The 24,142-nt window shown below is 66.8% G+C and carries 23 protein-coding genes; 13 read left to right on the forward strand and 10 right to left on the reverse strand.

The window, feature by feature from the left end; genetic code table 11:
• Window positions 1–48 precede the first annotated feature (48 nt).
• Genes trpD through ACIGJG_RS15550 form a run of 4 tightly spaced genes read left to right on the forward strand, consistent with a single transcriptional unit; the run spans window position 49 to window position 3,318 of the window.
• Complete coding sequence (trpD, locus tag ACIGJG_RS15535; RefSeq protein ID WP_041680070.1) at window positions 49–1,077, forward strand: anthranilate phosphoribosyltransferase; 1,029 nt, start codon at window positions 49–51, stop codon at window positions 1,075–1,077.
• A gap of 7 nt (window positions 1,078–1,084) precedes the next feature.
• Window positions 1,085–1,888 carry an indole-3-glycerol phosphate synthase TrpC gene (gene trpC, locus ACIGJG_RS15540; protein ID WP_011299171.1) on the forward strand — a complete coding sequence of 268 codons (804 nt, stop codon included), beginning with the start codon at window positions 1,085–1,087 and terminating at the stop codon, window positions 1,886–1,888.
• A 4-nt stretch (window positions 1,889–1,892) separates the two neighbouring features.
• Entirely contained in the window at window positions 1,893–2,513 is a 621-nt protein-coding gene (locus ACIGJG_RS15545) for a CYTH domain-containing protein (RefSeq protein ID WP_011299172.1), read from the forward strand.
• Between the two features lie 37 nt (window positions 2,514–2,550).
• A complete protein-coding gene (locus ACIGJG_RS15550; RefSeq protein ID WP_011299173.1) occupies window positions 2,551–3,318 on the forward strand; it encodes a uracil-DNA glycosylase in 768 nt (255 codons plus the stop codon).
• 38 nt (window positions 3,319–3,356) lie between these two features.
• Here ACIGJG_RS15550 and ACIGJG_RS15555 read toward each other — a convergent pair whose 3' ends face one another.
• Window positions 3,357–3,629, reverse strand: a complete 273-nt coding sequence (locus tag ACIGJG_RS15555) for an acylphosphatase (RefSeq protein ID WP_011299174.1) — start codon at window positions 3,627–3,629, stop codon at window positions 3,357–3,359.
• Between the two features lie 210 nt (window positions 3,630–3,839).
• Here ACIGJG_RS15555 and ACIGJG_RS15560 point away from each other — a divergent pair, with 210 nt between their 5' ends.
• Both ACIGJG_RS15560 and ACIGJG_RS15565 read left to right on the forward strand, forming a co-directional pair.
• Window positions 3,840–5,594 (forward strand): ABC transporter permease, encoded by a 1,755-nt coding sequence (locus ACIGJG_RS15560; RefSeq protein ID WP_011299175.1) that lies wholly within the window; start codon window positions 3,840–3,842, stop codon window positions 5,592–5,594.
• Window positions 5,595–5,601: 7 nt separating this feature from the next.
• Complete coding sequence (locus tag ACIGJG_RS15565; RefSeq protein ID WP_483672514.1) at window positions 5,602–6,948, forward strand: ABC transporter ATP-binding protein; 1,347 nt, start codon at window positions 5,602–5,604, stop codon at window positions 6,946–6,948.
• A 25-nt stretch (window positions 6,949–6,973) separates the two neighbouring features.
• Here ACIGJG_RS15565 and ACIGJG_RS15570 read toward each other — a convergent pair whose 3' ends face one another.
• From ACIGJG_RS15570 to ACIGJG_RS15590, 5 genes are all read right to left on the reverse strand, one after another.
• Entirely contained in the window at window positions 6,974–9,286 is a 2,313-nt protein-coding gene (locus tag ACIGJG_RS15570; protein WP_011299177.1) for an FUSC family protein, read from the reverse strand.
• A 53-nt stretch (window positions 9,287–9,339) separates the two neighbouring features.
• On the reverse strand, window positions 9,340–11,154 hold the full coding sequence (locus ACIGJG_RS15575; RefSeq protein WP_140949688.1) for a M61 family metallopeptidase: 1,815 nt from the start codon (window positions 11,152–11,154) through the stop codon (window positions 9,340–9,342).
• 55 nt (window positions 11,155–11,209) lie between these two features.
• Window positions 11,210–12,214, reverse strand: coding sequence for an acrylyl-CoA reductase (NADPH) (gene acuI / locus ACIGJG_RS15580; RefSeq protein WP_011299179.1), 1,005 nt, complete (start codon window positions 12,212–12,214; stop codon window positions 11,210–11,212).
• 123 nt (window positions 12,215–12,337) lie between these two features.
• Window positions 12,338–13,087, reverse strand: coding sequence for a DsbC family protein (locus tag ACIGJG_RS15585; protein ID WP_011299180.1), 750 nt, complete (start codon window positions 13,085–13,087; stop codon window positions 12,338–12,340).
• A 40-nt stretch (window positions 13,088–13,127) separates the two neighbouring features.
• On the reverse strand, window positions 13,128–14,405 hold the full coding sequence (locus tag ACIGJG_RS15590) for a UbiH/UbiF family hydroxylase (RefSeq protein ID WP_140949680.1): 1,278 nt from the start codon (window positions 14,403–14,405) through the stop codon (window positions 13,128–13,130).
• Between the two features lie 114 nt (window positions 14,406–14,519).
• Here ACIGJG_RS15590 and ychF point away from each other — a divergent pair, with 114 nt between their 5' ends.
• Entirely contained in the window at window positions 14,520–15,611 is a 1,092-nt protein-coding gene (gene ychF, locus ACIGJG_RS15595; RefSeq protein ID WP_041679719.1) for a redox-regulated ATPase YchF, read from the forward strand.
• A gap of 68 nt (window positions 15,612–15,679) precedes the next feature.
• On the opposite strand, the gene ACIGJG_RS15600 is transcribed toward ychF, so the two are convergent.
• From ACIGJG_RS15600 to ACIGJG_RS15610, 3 genes are read right to left on the reverse strand one after another with little or no spacing between them, the layout of a single operon-like run.
• Window positions 15,680–16,174, reverse strand: coding sequence for a GDYXXLXY domain-containing protein (locus ACIGJG_RS15600; RefSeq protein WP_011299183.1), 495 nt, complete (start codon window positions 16,172–16,174; stop codon window positions 15,680–15,682).
• Window positions 16,171–17,295, reverse strand: a complete 1,125-nt coding sequence (locus ACIGJG_RS15605) for a DUF4401 domain-containing protein (protein WP_041679720.1) — start codon at window positions 17,293–17,295, stop codon at window positions 16,171–16,173. Before ACIGJG_RS15605 ends, ACIGJG_RS15600 begins: the two co-directional genes overlap by 4 nt.
• The gene (locus tag ACIGJG_RS15610; RefSeq protein ID WP_483672515.1) at window positions 17,292–18,320 is read right to left on the reverse strand and encodes a DUF2157 domain-containing protein; all 1,029 of its coding nucleotides are present in this window, start codon (window positions 18,318–18,320) and stop codon (window positions 17,292–17,294) included. The genes ACIGJG_RS15605 and ACIGJG_RS15610 overlap by 4 nt, the downstream gene beginning before the upstream one ends.
• Window positions 18,321–18,455: 135 nt before the next feature.
• On the opposite strand from ACIGJG_RS15610, the gene ACIGJG_RS15615 reads away from it, so the two are divergent.
• Window positions 18,456–19,223 carry a 5'-methylthioadenosine/adenosylhomocysteine nucleosidase gene (locus ACIGJG_RS15615; RefSeq protein WP_483672516.1) on the forward strand — a complete coding sequence of 256 codons (768 nt, stop codon included), beginning with the start codon at window positions 18,456–18,458 and terminating at the stop codon, window positions 19,221–19,223.
• Window positions 19,224–19,272: 49 nt separating this feature from the next.
• Here the strand turns inward: ACIGJG_RS15615 and ACIGJG_RS15620 are convergent, their stop codons facing one another.
• Window positions 19,273–19,518: a hypothetical protein gene (locus tag ACIGJG_RS15620; protein WP_011299187.1), complete on the reverse strand. Its 246-nt coding sequence runs from the start codon at window positions 19,516–19,518 to the stop codon at window positions 19,273–19,275.
• A 157-nt stretch (window positions 19,519–19,675) separates the two neighbouring features.
• Between ACIGJG_RS15620 and hemA the strand changes: the two genes are divergently transcribed.
• From hemA to grxD, 5 genes are all read left to right on the forward strand, one after another.
• A complete protein-coding gene (gene hemA, locus ACIGJG_RS15625) occupies window positions 19,676–20,980 on the forward strand; it encodes a glutamyl-tRNA reductase (RefSeq protein ID WP_011299188.1) in 1,305 nt (434 codons plus the stop codon).
• 95 nt (window positions 20,981–21,075) lie between these two features.
• Complete coding sequence (gene prfA / locus ACIGJG_RS15630) at window positions 21,076–22,158, forward strand: peptide chain release factor 1 (RefSeq protein ID WP_483672518.1); 1,083 nt, start codon at window positions 21,076–21,078, stop codon at window positions 22,156–22,158.
• A 195-nt stretch (window positions 22,159–22,353) separates the two neighbouring features.
• Window positions 22,354–22,680 carry a hypothetical protein gene (locus tag ACIGJG_RS15635; RefSeq protein ID WP_140950665.1) on the forward strand — a complete coding sequence of 109 codons (327 nt, stop codon included), beginning with the start codon at window positions 22,354–22,356 and terminating at the stop codon, window positions 22,678–22,680.
• Between the two features lie 159 nt (window positions 22,681–22,839).
• Window positions 22,840–23,709 (forward strand): peptide chain release factor N(5)-glutamine methyltransferase, encoded by an 870-nt coding sequence (gene prmC / locus ACIGJG_RS15640; RefSeq protein WP_011299191.1) that lies wholly within the window; start codon window positions 22,840–22,842, stop codon window positions 23,707–23,709.
• Window positions 23,710–23,826: 117 nt separating this feature from the next.
• Window positions 23,827–24,138: a Grx4 family monothiol glutaredoxin gene (grxD, locus tag ACIGJG_RS15645; RefSeq protein ID WP_011299192.1), complete on the forward strand. Its 312-nt coding sequence runs from the start codon at window positions 23,827–23,829 to the stop codon at window positions 24,136–24,138.
• Window positions 24,139–24,142: the final 4 nt, after the last annotated feature.

The following is a 24,142-nucleotide window of genomic DNA, read 5'->3' on the forward strand; positions in this document are numbered from 1 at the left end:
TCGTCCATTCCCATCGCGCCGCACGCCACCCAACCGACCGAGACCGCCATGACCATCACCGCCCAGGAAGCGCTGACCCGCTGCATCGAACATCGCGAGATCTTCCACGACGAGATGTTGCATCTGATGCGCCAGATCATGCAGGCGCAGATCTCGCCGGTAATGGCCGCCGCGATCCTGACCGGCCTGCGCGTGAAGAAGGAAACCATCGGCGAGATCTCGGCCGCGGCGCAGGTCATGCGCGAGTTCGCCAACAAGGTCGAAGTGACGGACCGCGAGAACTTCGTCGATATCGTCGGCACCGGCGGCGATGGCTCGCATACCTTCAATATCTCGACCGCCTCGATGTTCGTGGCCGCCGCTGCCGGCGCAAAGATCGCCAAGCACGGCAACCGCGGCGTGAGCTCCAAGTCGGGCAGCGCTGACGTGCTGGAAGCCCTGGGCGTGAATATCATGCTGACGCCAGAACAGGTCGGCCAGTGCATCGCGCAGACCGGCATCGGCTTCATGTTCGCCCCGACCCACCACCCGGCGATGAAGAACGTGGCGCCGATCCGCAAGGAAATGGGCGTACGCACGATCTTCAATATCCTCGGCCCGCTGACCAATCCGGCCGATGCGCCAAACATCCTGATGGGCGTGTTCCACCCGGATCTCGTCGGCATCCAGGTGCGCGTGATGCAGCGCCTCGGCGCGAAGCACGCGCTGGTCGTGTACGGCAAGGACGGCATGGACGAGGTGTCGCTCGGCGCCGCGACGCTGGTCGGCGAACTGAAGGACGGTGAAGTGCGCGAGTACGAAATCCATCCGGAAGACTTCGGCCTGTCGATGATTTCCAACCGCGGCCTGAAGGTTGCCGATGCGGTCGAGTCGAAGGCGATGCTGCTCGAAGCGCTCGGCAACGTGCCCGGCACGCCGCGCGAGATCGTCTCGCTCAATGCGGGCACCGCGCTGTACGCCGCCAATGTCGCCGATTCGATCGAAGATGGCATCCGCCGCGCGCGCGAAGCCATCGCGAGCGGCGCCGCACGCGAGAAGCTCGACCACTTCGTGCGCGCCACGCAGCAATTCAAGTAAGGCAACCATGTCCGACATCCTCGACAAGATCCTGGCCGTCAAGGCCGACGAAGTCTCCGCCGCGCGCAAGAAGCGCGACCTGCCGAGCCTGCGCGCCGAGGCCGAGAGCCTGCGCAATGAAGCGGGCTTCGCACCGCGCGGCTTCGAACGTTCGCTGCGCGACAAGATTGCCGCCGGCCACGCCGGCGTGATCGCCGAAGTCAAGAAGGCATCGCCGTCCAAGGGCGTGCTGCGCGAGAACTTCGTGCCCGAGGCCATCGCCGAAAGCTACGCGAGCCACGGTGCGGCCTGCCTGTCGGTGCTGACCGACGTGAATTTCTTCCAGGGCCACGCCGACTACCTGAAGCGCGCGCGTGGCGCCTGCCCGCTGCCCGCGCTGCGCAAGGACTTCATGGTCGACCTGTACCAGGTCTATGAAGCGCGCAGCTGGGGCGCGGACTGCATCCTGCTGATCGTCGCCGCGCTCGACCCTGGCCTGATGGCCGACCTGGAAGCGTGCGCGCACGAGCTGGGCATGGACGTGCTCGTGGAAGTCCACGGCGCCGACGAACTCGACAGCGCACTGCGCTTGAAGACGCCGCTGCTGGGCGTCAACAACCGCAACCTGCGCACGTTCGAAGTCTCGCTCGACAACACGCTGGACCTGCTGCCGAGCATGCCGGCCGACCGGCTCGTGGTGACGGAATCCGGCATCCTGGGCCCGAACGACGTGAAACGCATGCGCGATGCCGATGTGCACGCGTTCCTGGTCGGCGAAGCGTTCATGCGCGCGAAGGACCCCGGCGTGGAACTGGCGCGGTTGTTCGCGTAAGCCGATGGCGCAGGAAATCGAGCTGAAGCTCGCCGTTCCCGACGATGCGCTGGCGCAGCTTGCTGCGTGGCTCGACGCCAACGGCGAATCGAAGGGCGAAGTCACGCTGCTCAATGTCTACCTCGATACGCCAGAACGCGATCTCGCCCGCGCGCGCGCCGCGCTGCGCCTGCGCCGCAAAGGCGCGCAGTGGCTGCAGACGCTGAAGACCGCGGGGCAGAGTCAGGGCGGCCTGGCGAGCCGGCACGAGTGGGAAACCGAGGTGGGCGGCGAGGCGATCGAGCTGCAAAAGCTGCCCGACGAAGCGCGGGCCTTGCTGGCGCCGCTGGCTGACCGCCTTGCCCCGGTGTTCCGCACCGACTTTGTCCGCCGACTGTGGATCTTGCAGCACGACGGCGCACGCATCGAAGCGGGGCTCGACTGCGGCACCATCACGGCACCGGCCACGCAGGCGCAGGAACGCATCCAGGAACTGGAGCTGGAATGGCTGTCGGGCGATGAGAGCCGGGCCGCCGATGTTCTGCATGGACTCGGTGCGCGGCTGCAGGCTGTCGCGCCGCTGACGCCGTCCGATCTCAGCAAGGCCGCGCGCGGCTACCGGCTCGCCGGTGTCGACAACGCCTGAACCCTCCTTCCCTGCCATCCCGCGCCAATCCGTACGCATGCAAGCCGATCTTTTTGCTCCCGAGACTGACACCGCCCCACCGTCGTCCGCAGCCGCCGGGCTGCAAGCACAAGCCGACGCCCTGCCCGCCGCGTGGCGTGCCTTGCTCGCGCCGTGTCTGACGGCGCCCGCCTGGCAGGAATTGTCTACTTTCGTCGATGGCGAGCGCGCCGCCGGCAAGCCGGTCTTCCCGCATCACGTCTTCCACGCGCTGCACCTGACGCCCCCGGACGCGGTCAAGGTCGTGATCCTCGGCCAGGACCCATACCACGGCACCGGCGTCGTCGGCGGCATGGAACTGCCGCAGGCGCATGGCCTGGCGTTCTCGGTGCCGGACGGCATCAAGGTCCCGCCGAGCCTGCGCAACATCTTCAAGGAAATCGCGGCCGAATACGGCGACAGCCCGGCGCCGCGCACGTCCGGCAACCTGGAAGGCTGGGCGCGCCAGGGCGTGCTGCTGCTAAACACGGTGCTGACGGTGGAACAAGGCCAGGCTGCCAGCCACGCGCGCCGCGGCTGGGAGGCCGTGACCGACTGCGTGATCCACGCGCTGGCCGCAAGCCATCCCAATCTGGTGTTCCTGCTGTGGGGCAGCCATGCACAGGCCAAGAAGCCGTTGCTGACGGACAGCCATTGCGTGCTTGAGGCCCCGCATCCGTCGCCGTTGTCGGCGCATCGCGGGTTCCTTGGCTGCGGGCATTTCCGCGCGGCTAACCGGTGGCTGGAAGCGCATGGCCGGACGCCCATTGACTGGCTGGCGGCCTGATCTTTGATCTCGCCAGCGCTGTCTGACGGCAACGTCAGCTACAACGTCGGCCGCAAATCGAAATCCTCGAACTTCCCCTGGCCCGGCTCGACATCCACACGCGCGACATGCGCGGCCGGCGGCCCGGCCTGCATCCAGTTGCGCAGCGCCTCCAGCTGCTGGATCGTACCGCTAGCCATGACCTCGACCGTGCCGTCGGCCCGGTTGCGCACCCAGCCTCTTACCCCTAGCGCAATGGCCGCCTGCGCGCAGCCCGCGCGGTAGCCCACTCCCTGCACGCGCCCATGCGCGGTCATGTGCCAGGTTTCCATGGCAAGCTCCTTTTGCGGCATGTCGACAGCGACGATACATCGACACGTCACCCACAAGACGTAAACTAGTCGGCTGTCCCAGGCGTTACCAGAGAATGCGCGCCAGAAGGCGTGATGCCGGCGGCACCCACACCGCCTGTCGGGCCTGATCCACAGGCCGCCCGTTCGCCACCAGCATCCGCAAGCTGGTCGCCCAGTCCACCAAGCGCCATGATTCAGCCCCCAGCCAACGACAATCCGGCCACGCCAGCACCCGGCTATGACAGCCAGTTGCTGACCGCCCCGCCCAATCGCTTCGATTTCGCGCTGCTGCCGATCATCCTCGCGATCATCGTCATGGTGGCGTTCGCGGCACAGCAGATGAACGTGCCGTTCGTGCCCGGCGAGCCGATGACCGTGCACCTGGACATCGCCTACCTGCCCTATTACCTGATGCGTACGAGCATTCGCATGCTCGCGGCGCTGGCGGCATCGCTGGTGTTCTCGCTCGCGTTCGCGGCGCTCGCGTCAAAAAACCGCACGGCCGAAAAGGTGCTGGTGCCCGCGCTGGATATCCTGCAGTCGATCCCGGTGCTTGGCTTCCTGTCGATCACCGTGACCGGCTTTATCGCGCTGTTCCCGGGCAACCTGATCGGCGTGGAATGCGCGGCGATCTTCGCGATCTTCACCTCGCAGGCCTGGAACATGGCGTTCAGCCTGTACCAGTCGTTCCGCACGATTCCGGGCGACCTGATCGAGGCGGCGGCCATGTTCCGGCTGTCGCCATGGCAGCGCTTCTGGCGCCTCGAAGTGCCGTTCGCCATGCCCGGGCTGCTGTGGAACATGATGATGTCGATGTCGGGCGGCTGGTTCTTCGTGGTCGCGTCGGAGGCCATTTCGGTGTCGGGCCAGGACATCCGGCTGCCGGGCATCGGCTCCTATATCGCGCTGGCCATCCAGCAGCAGAACCTGGCTGCGATCGGCTGGGCCATCCTGGCCATGCTGGTTGGCATCCTGGTGTATGACCAGCTGCTGTTCCGCCCGCTGGTCGCGTGGGCCGACCGCTTCCGCTTCGAGACGCTGTCGCAGGACAACGAGCCCGAGTCGTGGCTGCTCGACCTGCTGCGCCGCTCGGAATGGGTACGGGCGCTGCTCGCGCGCACTGCGGCGCTGGCTGAACGCACGCTCGCCTGGGGCGCACGACGCCAGGCGCCTGCGACGGCCGAGCCCGATCCGCGCCGCGTGCAATGGCGCGAGCGCGCCGGTAACGCGGTCATCCTGCTCGTGGCGCTGGCCGCGCTGAGCCGCGTGATGTACTTCGTGCACAGCGAAGTCGGCTGGCTCGAAGTCGGCCATGTGCTGTGGCTCGGCACGCTGACGATGGTGCGCGTGATCGTGCTGATCGCGCTGGCCGCGGTGATCTGGGTGCCGATCGGCATCCGCATCGGCCTGAATCCGTCGGTGGCGCGCATCGCCCAGCCCGTGGCGCAGTTCCTGGCGGCCTTCCCGGCGAACCTGATGTTCCCGCTGGTCGTCATGCTGATTGTGCGCTTCGGCCTGAACCCGGAAATCTGGCTGAGCCCGTTGCTGATCTTTGGCACGCAGTGGTACATCCTGTTCAATGTGGTGGCTGGCGCCTCGGGCATTCCGACCGAGCTGAAGCTGGCCGCCCGCAATTTCGGCCTGCGCGGCTGGCTGCTGTGGAAGCGTTTCCTCATTCCCGCGGTGTTCCCGAGCCTGCTGACCGGGCTGGTGACGGCCGCGGGCGGTTCGTGGAATGCCAGCATCGTGGCCGAATACGTGACGTGGGGCGACCGCACGCTGGTGGCGACGGGCCTTGGCAGCTATATCGCCGAGACGACCGCACGCGGCGATTTCCCGCGCATTGCGCTCGGCATCGGCGTCATGGCGCTGTTCGTAGTCGGCTTCAACCGGCTGCTGTGGAACCGCCTGTATCAACTCGCGCAGGAGCGCACCCGCTTGTAAGGTAACGATGGCAGAAAACCTGAACCACGCCGTCATGGCGCCGGCCGTGATCGAACTGCGCGGTGTATCGAAGATCTTCCGCACGGCTAACAAGAGCGACCGCGCCGTGCTCGAAGGCGTCGACCTGACGCTGCGCGAAGGCGAGATCGTGGCCATGCTCGGGAAGTCAGGCTCGGGCAAGTCGACGTTGCTGCGCATCATGGCCGGCCTCGTCGGCGCCGACCGCGGCGATGTGCAGTTCCGCGGCAACCGTCTCAACGGCACGGCCGAAGGCATCGCCATGGTGTTCCAGTCGTTCGCGCTGTTTCCGTGGCTGACGGTGCAGCAGAACGTCGAGCTGGGACTTGAAGCCCAGGGCGTCGCCAAGACCGAGCGCGCGCGCCGCGCCGAAGCGGCGATCGACATGATCGGGCTATCCGGCTTCAACAGCGCATTGCCGCGCGAGCTGTCCGGCGGTATGCGCCAGCGCGTGGGCATTGCGCGCGCGCTCGTGACGCAGCCCGACCTGCTGCTGATGGACGAGGCGTTCTCCGCGCTCGACGTGCTGACCGGCGAGACACTGCGCGACGAGATGCTCGACCTGTGGGAAAGCGGCCGCGCCAACATCAAGTGCATCCTGATCGTTTCGCACAATATCGAGGAAGCGGTGATGATGGCCGATCGCATCGTCATCCTGTCGAGCGATCCGGGGCGCATCCGCGCCGAAGTGCGCGTGCCGTTTCCGCGGCCGCGCAACCGCGACGATGCGCAGGTGCGCGCGCTGATCGACGAGGTCTACACGCTGATGACCTCGCCCGCGGCGGCCGAGCCGCGCGCGCCGGCGCTGGCGCCTTCCCGCCAGATCGGCTACCGGCTGCCCGAGGTCGACATCAGCCAGATGGATGCCATTCTGGATCTGCTGTCCGAACCGCCGTTCCATGGCCGCGCGGATCTGCCGCACCTGGCCGACGAAGCCGGCCTCACCGACGACGACCTGCTGCCCGCGTGCGAAGCGCTCCAGCTGCTGCAGCTCGCGCATATCGAACGCGGCGACATCACGGTCACCGAGGCCGGCCGCCGCTATTACGCGGCCGAGCCGACCGTGCGCAAGGAAATGTTCGGCAGGCAGTTGCTTGCCCACGTCGCACTCGCCACGCATATCCGGCGCGAACTGGACGCGTCGGAGGACGGCGAAATCGGCGAGGAACAGGTGCTGCGCGAGCTGGAGGCGTTCCTCAAGCCCGAGGAAGCGGAGCGCGTGTTGTCGGTGGCGGTGGACTGGGGGCGGTACGGAGAGGTGTATGAGTACAGCTATAACAGCGGGATGTTGACGTTGCCGAGGGAAGAACAGGCGGAGTCCGGGGACACGCAGTAAAGCGGGCGCCAGTCCGCGCCTTCGCTCAATCCCGCGTCCGCATCGCCCTTCCTATCGCGCCGGTGCGCAGCGCGATCTTTGCCGCATCCTCACGCAGCGCGCGCAACCGTCGTTCGAGCACCGCATTGGCGGGCCGGCCGGTCGAACTTGCCGTGGGGCCAGGCTCTTGAACGGATTCCCCTGCCGCCGCCGCATGCGCAAGTTCATCGGCGCGGCGCCGGTCGGCCGAATCGGCTAGCCGCGCACGCCTGTCATCGGCATGTTCGGGCGGCGGCCCTTCCAGCGAAGGACCGCTGACAATGGCCACCTGCTCGCTTGGGCGGATAAAACCCGCGCCGCGGCTACCAGAGCGGTCGTCCGCAGCCAATCGCTCGATCGCGAGCTGCAGGCTGCGATTCGCCGCATCGGTCGCCTGTTCGATCGCCGCTTCGGCCGCAGGAATATCAAGCTCGGTGTAATGCTGGCGCACCTGGATCCGAGCCGCCGCCACGTGCGCCGCCACCAGGTAGTTCTGCACGATGAAGCGGTTCAGGTTGTCCACCGCGCGGTGCCGGCTCTTGGGCTCGTCGAGCATGCGCTGGAACGAGCCGATCAGTGCCGACAGCGCATCCATGAACTGCTTGCGCTGCACGCGGTAGGCGAAATCATCCTTGGCCCGGCGCAGCAGCAGGTCGCGCGTGGCCGTGATGTAGCGGCGGTTGGCTTGCAACACGCCTTCCACGAGTTTCGGGATCGCGCGGTATTCCCAGCTCGGCAGCACGAAGCTGAACAACGACGCGATGATGCCGCCGATCACCGTATCGACCAGTCGTTCGCCCGCCGCATTTTGCGTGTTCGGCATCAGCAGGTTGATCTGGATAAGCACCTGCACGCAGGCCGCGATCGCCGTGTAGCGGTACTTGATCGTCGAGAACGCCGCGCTCGCGACAAGTGCCAGGAACAGGAAGCCGAGCAGCACGAGCGGTTCGTCAAACACCTTCAGGATGCCCACGGAAATGATGCAGCCGATCAGTGTGCCGATCACGCGGTCGTTGTAGCGCTGCTTGGTCATGCTGAAGTTCGGCTTCAGGATGACGATGATGGTCAGCAGGATCCAGTACCCGTGCGAGGCGTATGGCAGGTGGTCCGCGATCCACAGCCCCAGGGCCACCGCCATCGAGATGCGAATCGCGAAGCGGAACGCCGGCGCACGCCACTTGAGGTTGTCGCGCAGCACGCCAAGCTCGTATTTCTGGCGCGTCAGGAACGGGGTCATGTCGGCGCCCGGCAGGACCTTGGCCGGCTCGACAGGCGTACGCGAGGCCTCGTGCAGCTGCCCGATCAGCGTGATGGCGCCGCGAATCATGTCCAGCGTCTCGCACAGCGCCGTCATCGCCGCAGGCGAAATGTGGTGGTGGCGAAGCTGGGCGATCTCGCGCTCCACCGCGCGCAGGTCGTCGCGGTAGTCGACGGCGGCGTAGGACGGCCGCCCGCGCGTGACTTCGTAGGCAATCTCCTCGACGTCCTTGCACATCAGCATCACCAGCCGATGCAGGTGGTCGAGCACCGGCGTGCTGCCAAAGGTTTGCCGCAGCAGCGGATAGTCAGTGTTGGTCGACAGGATGTACTCGTACAGGTCGAGCATGCGCAGGTGGACCTGCACCAGCAGCCCGTCATGCGGCGTACGGTTGCCGCGCAGCACCAGATCTCGCGCGGCCTGCTGGCGCTCGGCCACGATGATCTGCTGCCGAACGAGCCGGTTGAACTGCGCCTCGTAATCATTGCCGGCGTCGTAGAAGGCGGCCTTGACCTCGAGATAGCGGGCCATCTCGTACAGCGATTCCGCGAGGATCTGCTGCTTGGTGCGGCGCTCGGTGATCCAGCTTACGAGCATCGCATAGGCCAGATACGCCACGGCGCCGAGGATAAACAACGCCGTGTGCTCGAGCGCGCGGCGCACCACGAAGTCCTCGTTGATGGTCAGCGTCATCACGAACAGCGTGGAGAACTGCAGCGGCAGCGTCTTGTTGCCGTACACCGACATCATGCCGGCCATGAACGTGACCAGCACGAGCACGAATGGCATCACACGTGGGAATGGCGTTGCCAGCGCCACCACCAGCGTGACGGCACCGCAAAGCAGCACGCTGGCCAGCATCTCGTTGAACTTGTGGTTCACGGGGCTGGGCAGGTCCATCAGGCTGGTGCACAGCGCGCCCATCGAGATCACCATCGCCGTGGGCAGGTCGGCGAACTGCAGCGCGATCAGCGTGGCGCCGATCACCCCCGTGGCCGAGCGCAGGCCACGGTAGACATAGTGCGAATAAACGAAGGTGCGGGGATCGTGCGCGTATTGCATGGACGCGTGGCTAGGTCAGGCTGGGGGGAGATGCGGGCGGGAATGGAGACGCTTCAGCGTCCCAGCCAGCGCGTGCGCGAAGCGTGTTTCCCGCTCTCCAAGGTCAGCTTGAACTGCGCCGCCGGTTCGCGTGCCAGCGTGATCGGCAACACCTGCAGTTCATCGCGACGGAATACGTGCAGCGTGACCGGGTCGCCGGCGCGGTAGCGTCCGAGCAGCTTGTCGAGCTGCCCCGGCGCAACGCGCAAGCCATCCACGGCGGCAAGCAAGTCGCCCGCGGAGATGCCGCCGGCCTGCGCGGCGCCGCCGTCGAGCACCTGCGTCACGCGCACCCAGCCGTCGTCAGTCTTGGTCTTGATGCCGAGCGCCGCCGTGCGGGCCGGCTTCTGTGCCTCGGCCTTGACGCCGAAGCGCTTGAACAGCGGCGCCAGCGGCAGTTCGCCGGTGCCTTCGGTCAGCGAACGCAGCAACGCGCCGAGGCGCAGGCCCGTGATCTCGTCGAACAGCGCATGGACTTCGGCTTCAGTCACGCCACGCTGCACGGCGTCCGGCGCATAGAAGTCACGCCCGTAGCGCTGCCACAGCGCGCGCATGACGTCGTCGAGCGAACGCCGGCCGGCGGTCTTGTCGCGGATGGTCAGGTCCAGCGCCAGCGCTACCAGCGACCCCTTGGTGTAGTAGCTCACGATGGCATTGGGCGCGTTTTCGTCCTGGCGGTAGTACTTGGTCCACGCATCGAACGAGCTTTCGGCCACGCTCTGCTTGGTGCGGCCGTTGCCGCGCAGCACGCCATTCCAGGTCTTGGCCAGCATCTCGACATACTGCGTGTCGGTCACGCAGCCCGAGCGCACCAGCACGAGGTCGTCGTAGTAGCTCGTGAAACCCTCGAACAGCCACAGCAGCGGCGTGTAGGTTTCTTCCTGCAGCCGGTATGGCACGAACGCCGCGGGCTTGATGCGCTTGACGTTCCAGGTATGGAAATACTCGTGGCTGCACAGGCCCAGGAACGTGCGATAGCCCTCGCTGGTCTCGCTGTCGCCGAGCACAGGCAGGTCCGAACGCGCGCACATCAGCGCGGTGCTGGCGCGATGCTCGAGGCCACCGTAGCCGTCGGTGGTGACCATCGTCATGAAGACGTAGCGGCGGTTGCTGTCGAGGAACGGCGCGCGCGCGCTGCGCGGTTCGAACAGGCGGATCTGCGCTTCGCAGATTCGCTTGAGGTCGCGGCAAACGCGATCGATGTCGAGCTGCGGCACGCGACCCGTGAAGACCACGTCGTGCTGGGCGCCGCATGCGCGGAACGTCGCCATCAGGAAATCGCCCATTTCGACCGGATGGTCGACCAGTTCGTCGTAGTCAGCGACCTGGTAACGGCCGAAGCCATAGCGCTTTGCGCCTTCACGGCCCGAGGCTTCACGCATCGCCGTGGCAACGCGCCAGTTGCGGTAGGTCTCGCCGGCGGGCGCGTGGATGTCCACGGTGCACGGCTGATCTTCCTGTCCGTCCACGCACAGGAAGACCGAACTGCCGTTGAAGAAGCCGTGGGTCGTATCGAGATGCGCGGCGCGCACCGACAGATCCCACGCGTAGACCTCGTAGCTCAGCGTGAGCGGACCGGCGGAAACATCGACCGGCGCGGCCTGCCAGCTCTGCTTGTCGAGCTTGGTCAGCGCCACGGCTTTGCCCCCCGCATCGGCGCGGATGCGCACGATATGGCGGGCGAAGTCGCGAATCATGTAGCTGCCCGGAATCCAGGCCGGCAGGAAAAAGCGCTGGCCGGCGGAATCGGGCGAAGTCACCGTGACGGTGACGGCGAAGAGATGCGCTTCGGGTTGAAGCGGAGCGATGGCATAGCGGATCGGCGTCATGGGCATGATTGTATCGTTCGTCATTCGGCGCGATCCGCCGAGGCTGCCAACGCGCTCAGCTGCGGTTGACGTTGACCACCGTGCGCCCACGCAGGCCGCCTTCGACGATGCTGCGGCCGGCTTCGACCGCTTCGCCCAGTGCGATCTCGCGCGTGATCGCGTTGAGGCGATCCGGCTCGAGGTCCGTGGCCAGCCGCGCCCATGCCTGTTCGCGCAGCGACATGGCTGCCATCACGCTGTCGATACCGGCCAGCGTCACGCTGCGCAGGATGAACGGCGCGACCGAAGCCGGGAAGTCCATGCCCTGCGCGAGCCCGCATGCCGTGACTACGCCGCCGTACCGCACCTGCGCGCACGCGTTGACGAGCGTGTGCGAACCCACCGCATCAATCACGGCGGCCCAGCGTTCCTTCTGCAGCGGCTTGCCCGGCGCCGACAGTTCGGCACGGTCGATGACCTCCGCTGCGCCCAGCGCCTTGAGGAAATCCGCCTCATCGCGCTTGCCGGTGGACGCCACCACGCGATAGCCGAGCTTGCCGAGAATCGCGATCGCCACCGTGCCCACGCCGCCCGATGCGCCAGTGACCAGCACATCGCCATCGCCGGGACGCACGGGGCCATTGACGCCGCCGCGCTCCAGTCCGAGCACCGATAGCATCGCCGTATAGCCTGCCGTGCCGATCGCCATGGCCTGGCGCGTCGTGAAGGCATCGGGCAGCCGCACCAGCCAGTCGCCCTTCAGGCGCGCACGCTGCGCCAGGCAGCCCCAGTGCGTTTCGCCGACGCCATAGCCGTTCAGCACCACCTTGTCGCCGGCCTTCCAGCGCGGGTGCGCGGACTCCAGCACCGTGCCGGCACCATCGATGCCGGCCACCATCGGCCACTTGCGCACCACGGGCGAACGCCCCGTGATCGCCAGGCCGTCCTTGAAGTTGATCGTCGAATAGTCGACCGCGACCAGCACGTCGCCCTCAGTGGGCAGTTGGCTCTCATCCAGCGTGGCGATGTTGGCCTGGGTCGCGCCGTCGGCCTGTGTCAGCAGCAATGCCTGGAACGTCATGGAAGTCTCCTGTGCCGCCCTGCCGGGCGATCTTGCGAAGGGATGATGCGGGGATGGTCCGCAAAGCAAAACGGCCGGACTGAGCCGGCCGCCTGCTCGGGCCGGGACATTGCCGGCCGATCCTTACTTCTTGATGCTGGCGAGCTTGCGTTCGAGCGTGCCGGCGTCGGCCGCGCCCGGAATGCGCGTGCCGTCCATGAAGAACACCGCGGGCGTGCCCGTGATGTTCATGCGCTGGCCGAGTGCGAGGTTGTCGTCGAGCGGCGTCTTGCAGTTGCCGTTGCCGGTCAGCGCGACCTTGTTCAGCATCCAGTCGCGCCACGCCTTGGTGCGGTCGGCGGAGCACCAGACCTGCTTCGCCTTGGTTTCCGAATCGGGCGACAGCACCGGATACAGGAAGGTGTAGACCGTGATGTTGTCCATCTGCTGGAAGGTCTGCTCGATGCGCTTGCAGTAGCCGCAGTTCGGATCGGAGAACACGGCGACCTGGCGGCTGCCGTCTCCCTTGGTCCATTTGATGGCGCGCGCGAGCGGCAGGTCGGACCACTTGATGCGGTTGATGTCGGCCAGGCGCTCTTCCGTCAGGTTGGTGCCGGTCTTGGTATCGATCATCTCGCCGTTGATCACGTAGCGGCCGGTGGCATCGGTGTAGACCACCTGCCCGCCGACATTGACCTCGAACAGGCCCGGCACCGGGCTCTTGGTCACGCTCTTCACTTCGGCGCGGCCGCCCAGCATCTTCTGCAGGGATTCCTTGATGCGGTCCGTGCCCGGTTCGCCCGCCGCCATGGCGTGCAGGGCAAAGCCTGCGGCCGCCAGGCCGCCGGCAATGGCAGTGGTCCAGGCAGGGTGGCGGCGCATGAGTTGGAACATATCGACTCCAGGTATTCAGTCAAGGTCCGGGCACCCGGCGTCAGCCGAGCGCCCGTTCAATCAGGATGCGCTTGAGCAGCGACTGCCGCCCTACGGTGCGGATGCCGGTGTTGCGCACCACGCGCGCCGCGCTGCCGGGCAGCGAGAACAAGCGGTGCAGGCCGTCGGTCGCGGCGGTCAGCGACAGCAAGTCGGTGGCGCGCGCGCGCTCATAGCGGCGCAGCAGGCGCAGGTCGCCCTCGCTGCGGAAAGATTCTTTGGCGGCCATGACCTTGCCGAGTTCCGCAACATCGCGCAAACCCAGGTTCATGCCCTGCCCCGCAAGCGGATGCACCACATGCGCGGCGTCGCCCACCAGCGCCAGATGCGGCTGCACAAACTGCTCCGCGCGCTGCAGCACCAGCGGAAATCCCTGCGCCGGCGTGATACACCGCAGCGTGCCAAACTGGCTGCCAACTGCGCCGGAGGCAGCTTGCATTACTGTGTTGGCCAGTGCCTCTGGCGACAGCGCGAGCAGGTCATGCGCGTGCGCCTCGTCGGCCGACCACACCATCGACACGCGCGAACCCGGCAGCGGCAGCATGGCGAGGATCTCGCCGTTGGCGGGCTCCTCGTCGGCCATCAGCTTTTCCGGGGCGCCCAGGAACCACTGCCAAGCCGTGTCGTGGTGCGGCCGCTCGCATTCGAAGTTCGCCACCACGCCAAGCTGGCGGTAACGCCGCGTGGTCACGCCGATATGGCACTGCTGGCGCACCCAGGAGCGCGCGCCATCGGCCCCGACCACACATGCCGCGCGGATCTTCGTACCACCGGAAAGCGTCAGGGTGGCGCCATCGGCATCGCGCTCCAAGCTTGCGGCGGTGTCGTCATGCCACTGGACCTGGTGCTGGAAGCCGAGCGCGGTATCGAGCGCGCGCTCCACGAGCCCGGACTCGACGATCCACGCGAGCTGCGGCACGGCCGCGGCGTAGGCCGAGAAATGCAGGTCGCCATCGAGGCTCGGCGAGGTCTCGGCGGCGCTCACGTCGCCGAACACGCGCATATCGCGCACTGGCTGGATGCGGGACGGATCGAGCGCCTCCCACACGCGCATGCGCGCGAGCAGCGCCTGCGAACTCGCGGAAAACGCATAGATACGGCTATCCCAGTCGTCAGGCCCGGCCGGGGGGCGCCCGCGCGTTGGACGCGGCGCGGCCAGGGCCACGCTCATGCCCTGCTGCGCCAGCAGCAGCGCGCAGGACTTGCCCACGATGCCGCCGCCGACAACGGCGATCTGGAAAGCTGAGGAATTGCGGATGGACGCGTTGGATCGGGTCATGGCTGGATTATAGCCACCTCACCCGCGCGGCCCCGGCGGCTCATGGCGCGGCGGGGCAAGGCCGAGAGCCCCCATCCGCTAGAATATGGGTTTTGCTATTTCCCGCCTGACACCATGAGCCTCCAATGCGGCATCGTCGGCCTGCCGAACGTCGGCAAGTCCACGCTGTTCAATGCCCTGACCAAGGCCGGCATCGCCGCCGAAAACTATCCGTTCTGCACCATCGAACCCAATGTGGGCGTGGTCGAAGTGCCGGATCCGAGGCTCGCCAAGCTGGCCGAGATCGTCAAACCGGAGCGCATCCTGCCGGCCACGGTCGAGTTTGTCGACATCGCCGGCCTGGTGGCGGGCGCTTCCAAAGGGGAAGGCCTGGGCAACCAGTTCCTTGCCAACATCCGGGAATGCGACGCCATCACCCACGTGGTGCGCTGCTTCGAAGACGAGAACGTGATCCACGTGGCCGGCCGGGTCGATCCGCTGTCGGACATTGAAGTGATCAACACCGAACTGGCGCTGGCCGACCTGGGCACAGTCGAGAAGGCGCTGGCCCGCTATATCAAGCCCGCCCGCGCCGGCGACAAGGAAGCCCAGCGTCTGGTCGCCGTGCTGGAAAAGGCACAAGCCGTGCTCGACCAGGCCAAGGCCGTGCGCACGCTCGACCTCGCGCCGGAAGAGTGGGATGCGATCCGCCCGTTCTGCCTGATCACCGCCAAGCCGACAATGTATGTCGCCAACGTGCGTGAAGACGGTTTCGAGAACAACCCGCACCTGGACGCCGTGCGCGAGTACGCCAAGCAGACCAATTCCCCGGTCGTGGCCGTCTGCGCCGCCATCGAAGCGGAGATCGCCGACCTGGACGACGCCGACAAGGCCGAATTCCTGGCCGACCTCGGCATGGAAGAGCCTGGCCTGGACCGCGTGATCCGCGCCGGCTTCAAGCTGCTGGGCCTGCAGACCTACTTCACGGCAGGCGTGAAGGAAGTTCGCGCCTGGACCATCCACGTGGGCGACACGGCGCCGAAGGCTGCCGGCGTCATCCACACCGACTTCGAACGCGGCTTCATCCGCGCGCAGACGATTTCCTATGACGACTACATCGCCTTCAAGGGCGAGACTGGCGCGAAGGAAGCCGGCAAGATGCGGGCGGAAGGCAAGGAGTATGTGGTGAAGGATGGGGATGTGTTGAATTTCTTGTTCAACGTCTGATCTGCATCCCGCCCCAGTCGAGAAAGCCCGCAATCGCGGGCTTTCTTGCTTTCCGGGATCGGGAGAATCTACAGCTCTTCCATCCGCTCCCCTCTCAACCCCACCAACAACGCTTGCCCGTTCCCATCGACGCGGAATTCCCCAAACCGCGCCTTCTCGAAGCGAGCGCCCTGCCCTTCCTGAAAGAAATACGCATCCGTCGACACCTGCACCTGCCTGCCGCCCCACCGCGATTCGACTGTCTGGAAGCGCAGTAGCCGCTCATCCGCCGCCACCGGCTCGTCGCGATGCAGGCGGATGAACGAAGCTTCCCGCTTCGCATCGAGCCGTATGACCGCGACCCCGTTGCGCCGCTCGAACCCCTCTGGTTGCGCAGCACGGATGGCAGCACCGATGGCAAAGTTCAACGCCATGTAATCGCCTTGCATCAGCGATCGCGGATCGACCGGGGCGAGCCTGAGGTAGACGGTATCGCCACGTGCCAGCACGCGTTCCTTGCCGAAGATGCCCACGGCGGCCAGCGCCAGCGTGAGTGCCCAGGCGATCAGGGTCCATCGTTTCATGCGACCTCCTTTACCAGCGCGCCACGCATGAGCCATTGGCGCAGGCCGAGCAGCACGATTCCCGCGGCAACGAGCGTGGCGGACTTGGCCAGCAACGTCCAGTGCAGCGAGCTGTAGTACCAGATAAAGCCGATGGCAATGGCGGCGATGCCGAGGCCCAGCCATGGCAGCGAAGCGCGCCGCAGCGCCAGTCCGAGCGCGAGCGCACCGGCGCCGACAGCGGGCGCTGCGGACATCAGCACGCCGAATGCCGCTGTGCCGGCAAGCACGACGGCAGTTGCCGGACCACACAAGGCAAGCCGCTGGCATTCCATCCACGCGAAGCCAACCAGCACCACGCCGACCAACGCGCCTGCCAGCCAGCGCGCGCTGGTAAAGAGCGGCACGGTTTCTGGAATCTCCAGCCAAGCCAATGGATGGCTGGCACCCGTCACCACCAGCGCCGCGCCCAGCGCGAATAACAGCGTGGCATCCATGGCGGGCTCCAGCCAGACATGCCGGCCCGCAGCGCACAGGCGCTGCTCGGCGACAGTGAACCACGCCGCGAGCGCGCAAGCGGCCGGCGCCAGCCAGCCCAGCGACCATGGAATGGCCAGCCACGCATGGCGCACCGAGTCCGTCAGCAGAAGATGGACAGCGACTGCCAGGCCGATCCACACGCCTGTCGCAGCTAGGAAGCGGTGCAATCGGTTCGGGATCAGCACGTACAGCAGCGCTTCGAATACGGCAAGCCCGACCCAGAAAGGCGCGGTCTCGACCAGCCGCTCACCGCCGAGTACCGTGGCGACGCCATAGACTGCCATGCCCTGGCCGCTCAGGCTCACTGCCAGCGCAAACTGTCCCAGTGCGATCCCCGTGCCGCTGCGCCCGTACAGCACTGCCGCCAGCGCAATCATCGCTAGGCCGGTCAGCGCGATAGCGGCGGCGTTCTCGCGCACCGCGACGAATACGGCGCCGAGGAAGAACATCTGGAAGAACAGTGCGCCGAGCCATCCGGCTGCGCCCATCAGCGCGCGCACCGCCCATGGCGTGCGTACCCGCGCAATGAGTTCGCCCTGCACCTCGCGCCGCAAGGCCAGCTCGCGCCACAGCGCTTGTTCGGTCTGAACGGTATCGGTCATGACAGTTCCACGGCTTGTGCCCGGTAAGCCTGCATCAGCCACGCGGCCGCACCAGCCGCCATGCCTACGGTAAGCAGCCCGAGCAGCAGGAAGGCGCCGAAATCGGCCTTGCCTTCCAGCAGCAGGCGACCGACTGCGGCTACGACGAGGACGATGCCAGTCAGGCTCGCCAGGCTCAGCACCACGATGTCGAAGGCGCGCTGCCGGAACCACCAGCCCAAGGCGAGCAGCGCCAGCGCCGCCAGTCCGAACGCCGACAAGTCGGGCCGGTTCGCAAATAGCGCGGACAGGCCCACGAAACCCGCGTGGAAGCAGGCCATCGCGGCCAGGATGCGTGCGCCAGTCTGGCCGCGGAAGCCGAATGCGGCGGCATGCGCGCAAAGCCAGGCCCACAGTGCAAGCTGAAACAGCACGGCGCCAAGCAAGAGCAGCGTCGTGGTGCGCGCGTGGCGGGCATCGAACAGCAGCTCGAACATGCCGCCAACGCCGAGCCGTACGCTGAGGTAGCGCAGCAGCGCTACATTGCCGATCACGATCACGAGCCACCAGTGCGGCGCCACGCGCGCCGCCAGCGCCCATGGCACCGCCAGCAGGGCCCACAGCGCGAAGAGCTGCCAGGCGTCGGCCCCGGTCTGGTAGGTCTGGCCGATCACGGCGAGCAGCACGCCGGCCAGCGCTTGCGCGCCGCCGAGTGCCGCGCGGCCCGCCATGTCGCCGCCCGGCCGGACCAGCGCAAACCCGGCCAGCAGGCTGATGGCCGCCGCCAGGACGCCGAATTTCGCGAACTTGTGCAGGTCCTGCCAGTTGAAGGCGACGAAGACGATCACGCCCGCACAGAGCAATACCGTGCCGAGCGCAAGCAGCGCGTGGTCGAGCCAGCGGTGCCAGTCGGCCGCTTCGGGCTCAGTGCCGGCCCAGGGGCGCGCCACGCTGCCGGCCGCGACCCGCCCCTCTGCGCGCCAATCCGCCAGGGCCTGGCGGATGGCGCGGCGATCGCCGGTTGCCGGCGTCGATGTCATGGTCATGCACGTGCCCCGGAGTCGGAATGGATCGACTCTAGCAAAGCGCAGCCAGCGCCGCACGTGGAAAGATCAAGGCGGCCTATGAGGGCCCGGCGTGCGCCGGTATGCTTTGGCTTTTCGCTTCCAGCACGCCCCCCCATGACCCTCGGCATCCTCGCCGCCCTGCATGACGAAGTCGACAGCCTGGTCGCTGCCATGCGCCATGAAGACGCCCGCGCGGCCATCCACCGCATCGGCATGCGCGATTATCACGTGGGCCATCTGCACGGACAGCCGTGCGTGCTCGTGCTTGCCCGCGTCGGCAAGGTCGCCGCAGCCGCGACCACGGCCACGCTGATCCGCGAATTCGGCGTGCAGGAGGTCGTCTTTACCGGCCTGGCCGGCGGCGTCGGCGACGGCGTGCGCGTCGGCGATATCGTGATCGCCAGCGAAACCATGCAGCACGACATGGACGCGCGTCCGCTGTTCCCGCGCCATGAAATACCGCTGCTGGACTGCGTGCGCTTTCCCGCCGATCCCACCCTGACCGAAGCGCTGCGCGCGGCGGCCGACCGGTTCCTGCGCGACGACCTGCCGACCGATGTGCCGCAAGGGGTGCGCGAACACTTCGGCATCGGCACGCCGGCGCTGCAGCTTGGGCTCGTCGCCAGTGGCGACCAGTTCATCAACTCGGCCGTGGCCGTCGCGGAACTGCGCGAACGCCTGCCGGGACTGATGGCCGTGGAAATGGAAGGGGCCGCCGTCGCGCAGGTCTGCCATGAATACGGCGTGCGCTACGCGGTCATGCGGACTATCTCCGACCGCGCCGACGACAGTGCGCATGTGGATTTCCCTGCATTTCTGAAGCAGGTCGCCAGCCACTATTCGGATGGCATCCTGCGGCGGTTCCTGGCCGCGCGCGCTTGACCACCATCAAACGCGGCTGCCGATTCCTGCGCGATCGTCAGTTCTGAAGTTATCCGTGGCGGGGCCGCAACGCGCCCCACACGCCGACCAGCAGCGCGGCGCCGACGATCGCCGCGAGCCAGCCGCTGAGCTGGCCGTCGATAAACAAGTGGAGCGCGCGCCCGCCGTAGAAAGCCGCCGCGGCGCCCGCCATGCCAAGCACCACCGCGGCTGGCAGGGAAACCACCCTGCCGGCCGGATGCATCTGCCGCGCGCTCAGGCCGACCAGCAGTCCGACGATCAACGTGCCCAACATCCTCGCTCCCATGTGTTGTTATCGCCACAAAGCAGTGGCATCCGCGTAACGATTCGGCTCTGGCCTCTGGCCGCCGCGCCGGCCTGCAAGATCCGATCCCGACGTTATAATGGCAATCGGGCCGCACACGCTGCGGACCCGGTACCAGTCCCTACAAATGCAACTGCTCGCGATCGGCATCAATCACACGACGGCACCAGTCTCGCTTCGCGAGCGGGTGGCGTTTCCGCTTGAGCAGATCAAACCCGCACTTGGGGCGCTGCGCACACATCTGGCCGGGCGCAATGGTACCGAAGCTGCCATCCTTTCCACCTGCAATCGCACCGAAATCTACTGCGCGACGGACATCCTGAAGCCGGGCGCCGAAGGTTTCGAGCACACGTTGCGGTGGCTGTCGCAGCACCACAACGTGCCGGCGTCCGACCTGGCACCGCACCTGTATTCCCTGCCCCAGTCCGAAGCCGTACGGCACGCGTTCCGCGTCGCCAGCGGGCTCGACTCGATGGTGCTTGGCGAAACCCAGATCCTGGGCCAGCTCAAGGACGCGGTGCGCACGGCCGGCGAAGCCGGCTCGCTCGGCACCTACCTGAACCAGCTGTTCCAGCGCACGTTCGCGGTCGCCAAGGAAGTCCGCGGCCAGACCGAGATCGGCGCGCATTCGGTGTCGATGGCGGCCGCGGCGGTACGGCTGGCACAACGGATTTTTGAAAGCGTCTCGACGCAGCGCGTGCTGTTCATCGGCGCGGGCGAGATGATTGAGCTGTGCGCGACGCACTTCGCCGCGCAGAAGCCGCGCCAGGTGGTGGTGGCCAACCGCACCGTCGAGCGTGGCGAGAAGCTGGCGGAGCAACTTGCCGAACAGGGCCTGACGACGCAGGCGATCCGCCTGCAGGAACTGGGCGAGCGACTCCATGAGTTCGATATCGTGGTGTCGTGCACGGCGAGCTCGCTGCCGATCATCGGGCTTGGCGCCGTGGAACGCGCGGTCAAGCGCCGCAAGCACCGCCCGATCATGATGGTCGACCTGGCCGTGCCGCGCGACGTCGAGCCGGAGGTTGCACGCCTCGACGACGTGTTCCTCTACACCGTCGACGATCTCGGCGCTGTCGTGCGCGAAGGCAACGCCCTTCGCCAGGCTGCCGTGGCGCAGGCCGAGGCCATCATCGAAAGCCGTGTGCAGAATTTCATGCACTGGCTGGAGACGCGCAGCGTGGTGCCGGTCATCCGCGAACTGCAGACTGCCGGCGAGTCGATTCGTCAGGCCGAACTCGAACGCGCGCGCCGCATGCTGGCGCGTGGCGACGATCCGGAAGCCGTGCTCGAAGCGCTGTCCGGCGCGCTCACGCGCAAGTTCCTGCATGGCCCGACCCATGCGCTGAACCATATGCAGGGCGAGGACCGCGAGGCGCTGGTGCGCCTGGTGCCCGGCCTGTTCCGCCAAAGCAGCCACTCCGAGCGCTAGCCGCGCTGATCGCTGCGCCCGCGCGCAATGCGCGCCGGCAACCGCCGCCCGCCCCGATCGGGGCCCGGTATCCTGCCTTCCCCACCCGGAATCCCATGAAAGCCAGCATGCTTGCCAAGCTCGACCAACTGGCCGAGCGACTCGAGGAAGTCAACGCGCTGCTCGCACGCGAGGACGCGACCGCCAATATCGACCAGTACCGCAAGCTCAGCCGCGAGCATGCCGAACTGTCGCCGGTGGCCGAGCAGTACGGCTTCTATCGACAGGCGCAGGACGACCTCGCTACGGCGCAGGCGCTGCTCGACGATCCGGAGATGAAGGACTTCGCCGCCGACGAGATCGCCAGCGCGCGTGAACGGCTGGAAAGCCTGGAAGGCAGCCTGCAGAAGCTGCTGCTGCCCAAGGACCCGAACGACGACCGCAACCTGATCCTCGAAATCCGCGCGGGCACCGGCGGCGAGGAAAGCGCGCTGTTCGCGGGCGACCTGCTGCGCATGTACACACGCTTTGCCGAGCGCCAGCGCTGGCAGGTGGAGATCATGAGCGAGTCGGAATCGGATCTTGGCGGTTACAAGGAAGTGATCGTGCGCATTGCCGGCGATGCCGCGTTTTCGCGCCTGAAGTTCGAGTCGGGCGGCCACCGCGTGCAGCGCGTGCCGGCCACCGAGGCGCAGGGCCGCATCCACACGTCGGCCTGCACCGTCGCGGTGATGCCCGAAGCCGATGAAGTCGGCGACGTCGAGATCAATCCGTCCGACCTGCGCATTGACACGTTCCGCGCATCGGGCGCCGGCGGTCAGCACGTCAACAAGACCGACTCGGCCGTGCGCCTCACGCATCTGCCGACCGGGATCGTGGTCGAGTGCCAGGACGACCGCAGCCAGCACCGCAACAAGGACAAGGCCATGAAGGTGCTGGCGGCGCGCATCAAGGACCAGCAGATGCGCGCCGCGCAGGCGAAGGAGGCAAGCACGCGCCGCAACCTGATCGGCTCGGGCGACCGCAGCGACCGCATCCGCACGTACAACTTCCCGCAGGGACGCGTGACCGACCACCGCATCAACCTGACGCTCTACAAGATCGACATGATCATGGACGGCGACCTTGATGAGCTGGTGTCCGCGCTGGCGGCCGAGCATCAGGCCGACCAGTTGGCAGCGCTCGGAGAGGATAGCTAAGGCGCGCCTAGGCGAGTGCCTTAAGCATTACATCGCAGCAACACCGCTCAACTGCATCGAACGCTTTGTATCTGTTGTAAATGCTTGAAACAGCACTGGCGGCCATAGGGCCGCTGTCTATAATCGTTCTCGACCGGCTACACAAGAAGCTGCCGGCATTTGTCTCTCCTGACGCACGGACATAAGGACGAAATCATGAAGAAACTGCTCGCTTTGTTGATGATCACCGCGGCGATGGCCGCTTGCAGCAAGAAGGAAGAAGCCCCCGCTACGCCGAGCGCCGATACCGCCATGCAGAACGCGGCTGAATCGGCCAAGGCCGCCGCCAGCGATGCCGCCGCGGCCGCCAGCAACGCCGCCGATGCCGCCAAGGCCGCGGCCAGCAACGCCGCTGCTGACGTCTCCGCCGCTGCGGACAAGGCCAAGGTCGACGCCGGCAACGCCATGGAAAACGCCAAGCAAGCCGCCAAGGATGCCGTCAACGCCGGCGCCGACAAGGCCAAGGACGCCGTCAATAAGTAATGACCGCGACGCGGGTTTCACGCCTGCCGCCAGGGTTCAGCGCTACACTGTCTCCCTAGCTGCCAGACCCGCCGAAAGCCCCGCCAGGCCAACGCCCGGCGGGGTTTTTTGTTTTTTGGCTGGCGGTTTGCCGCCGGCGTATCCGCCCCCGCATTGCCGATGTCCCCTGCCATGTCCGGCGCCTTGCCGGCTACTCCCACCGTGCGTGAAGCGCAGTCGCTCGCCGCCATGGCCGGCCTGCCGACGCTGGAAGCGCGGATGCTGCTGACCCACGTCACGGGCCTGACCCGCACCCAGCTGATCACGCGTGACGGCGACACCCTGACCCTGCCGCAGCGCGATGCCTTTGCCACGCTGCTGGCGCGGCGCTTGGCCGGCGAGCCGATGGCCTACCTGATCGGCGAGCGCGAGTTCTTCGGCCGCAAGTTCCGCGTCACGCCCGATGTGCTGATCCCGCGCCCCGACACGGAAATCGCCGCCGAATCGTCGCTCGCGCGGCTGGCCGGCGTGCCGCATCCGCGCGTGCTCGATTTGGGCACGGGCTCGGGCATCCTGGCCGTGACCATTGCACGCGAACGGACCGATGCCGAAGTCTGGGCCACCGATATCTCGCCCGGCGCGCTGATGGTGGCGCAGGACAATGCCAGCGCGCTTGGCGCCAACCGCATCCATTTCCTGGTGTCGGACTGGTATGCCGCGCTGCCGGCCGAACTGCATTTCCACCTGATCGTCAGCAACCCGCCCTATATCGCCGAAGGCGATCCGCATCTGATCGAGGGTGACCTGCGGTTCGAACCGATCGACGCGCTTACCGATCACAAAGACGGACTGTCCGACCTGGCGGCGATCGTCGCCGGCGCGCACGGGCGGCTGCTGCCAGGCGGCTGGCTGCTGATGGAGCATGGCTACGACCAGGCCGAGGCCACACAAGGGCTGCTGGAGCGTGCCGGCTTCACCGAGGTCTTCACCGCACGGGACCTCGCCGGACAGCAGCGCTGCACTGGAGGGCGCCGCCGGCCGGCCGCCTGAAGGCTGGCGGCGATTCCGGTAAAATTTGCAGCCAGATCACCACCGCACGGTCACCGTGCGGCCTTCGACACCCGGTGGCGCCTGACGGTCAGGTGCCCCTCAACCGACAAAGCAACCATGAGTGACGTGCAACAAAAGATCGACCAGATCGTCAAGGGCAACCCGGTGGTCCTGTTCATGAAGGGCACCGCGCAGTTCCCGATGTGCGGCTTCTCGGGCCGCGCTATCCAGATCCTGAAGGCCTGCGGCGTGGATTCGCCGGCCACGGTCAACGTGCTGGACGATGAAGGCATCCGCCAGGGCATCAAGGAATACGCCAACTGGCCGACCATCCCTCAGCTCTACGTGAACGGCGAGTTCATCGGCGGCTCGGACATCATGATGGAGATGTACCAGAACGGCGAACTGCAGACCCTGCTCAAAGGCTGAGGAC

It is taken from the genome of Cupriavidus sp. C1SS-2L (assembly GCF_057073735.1).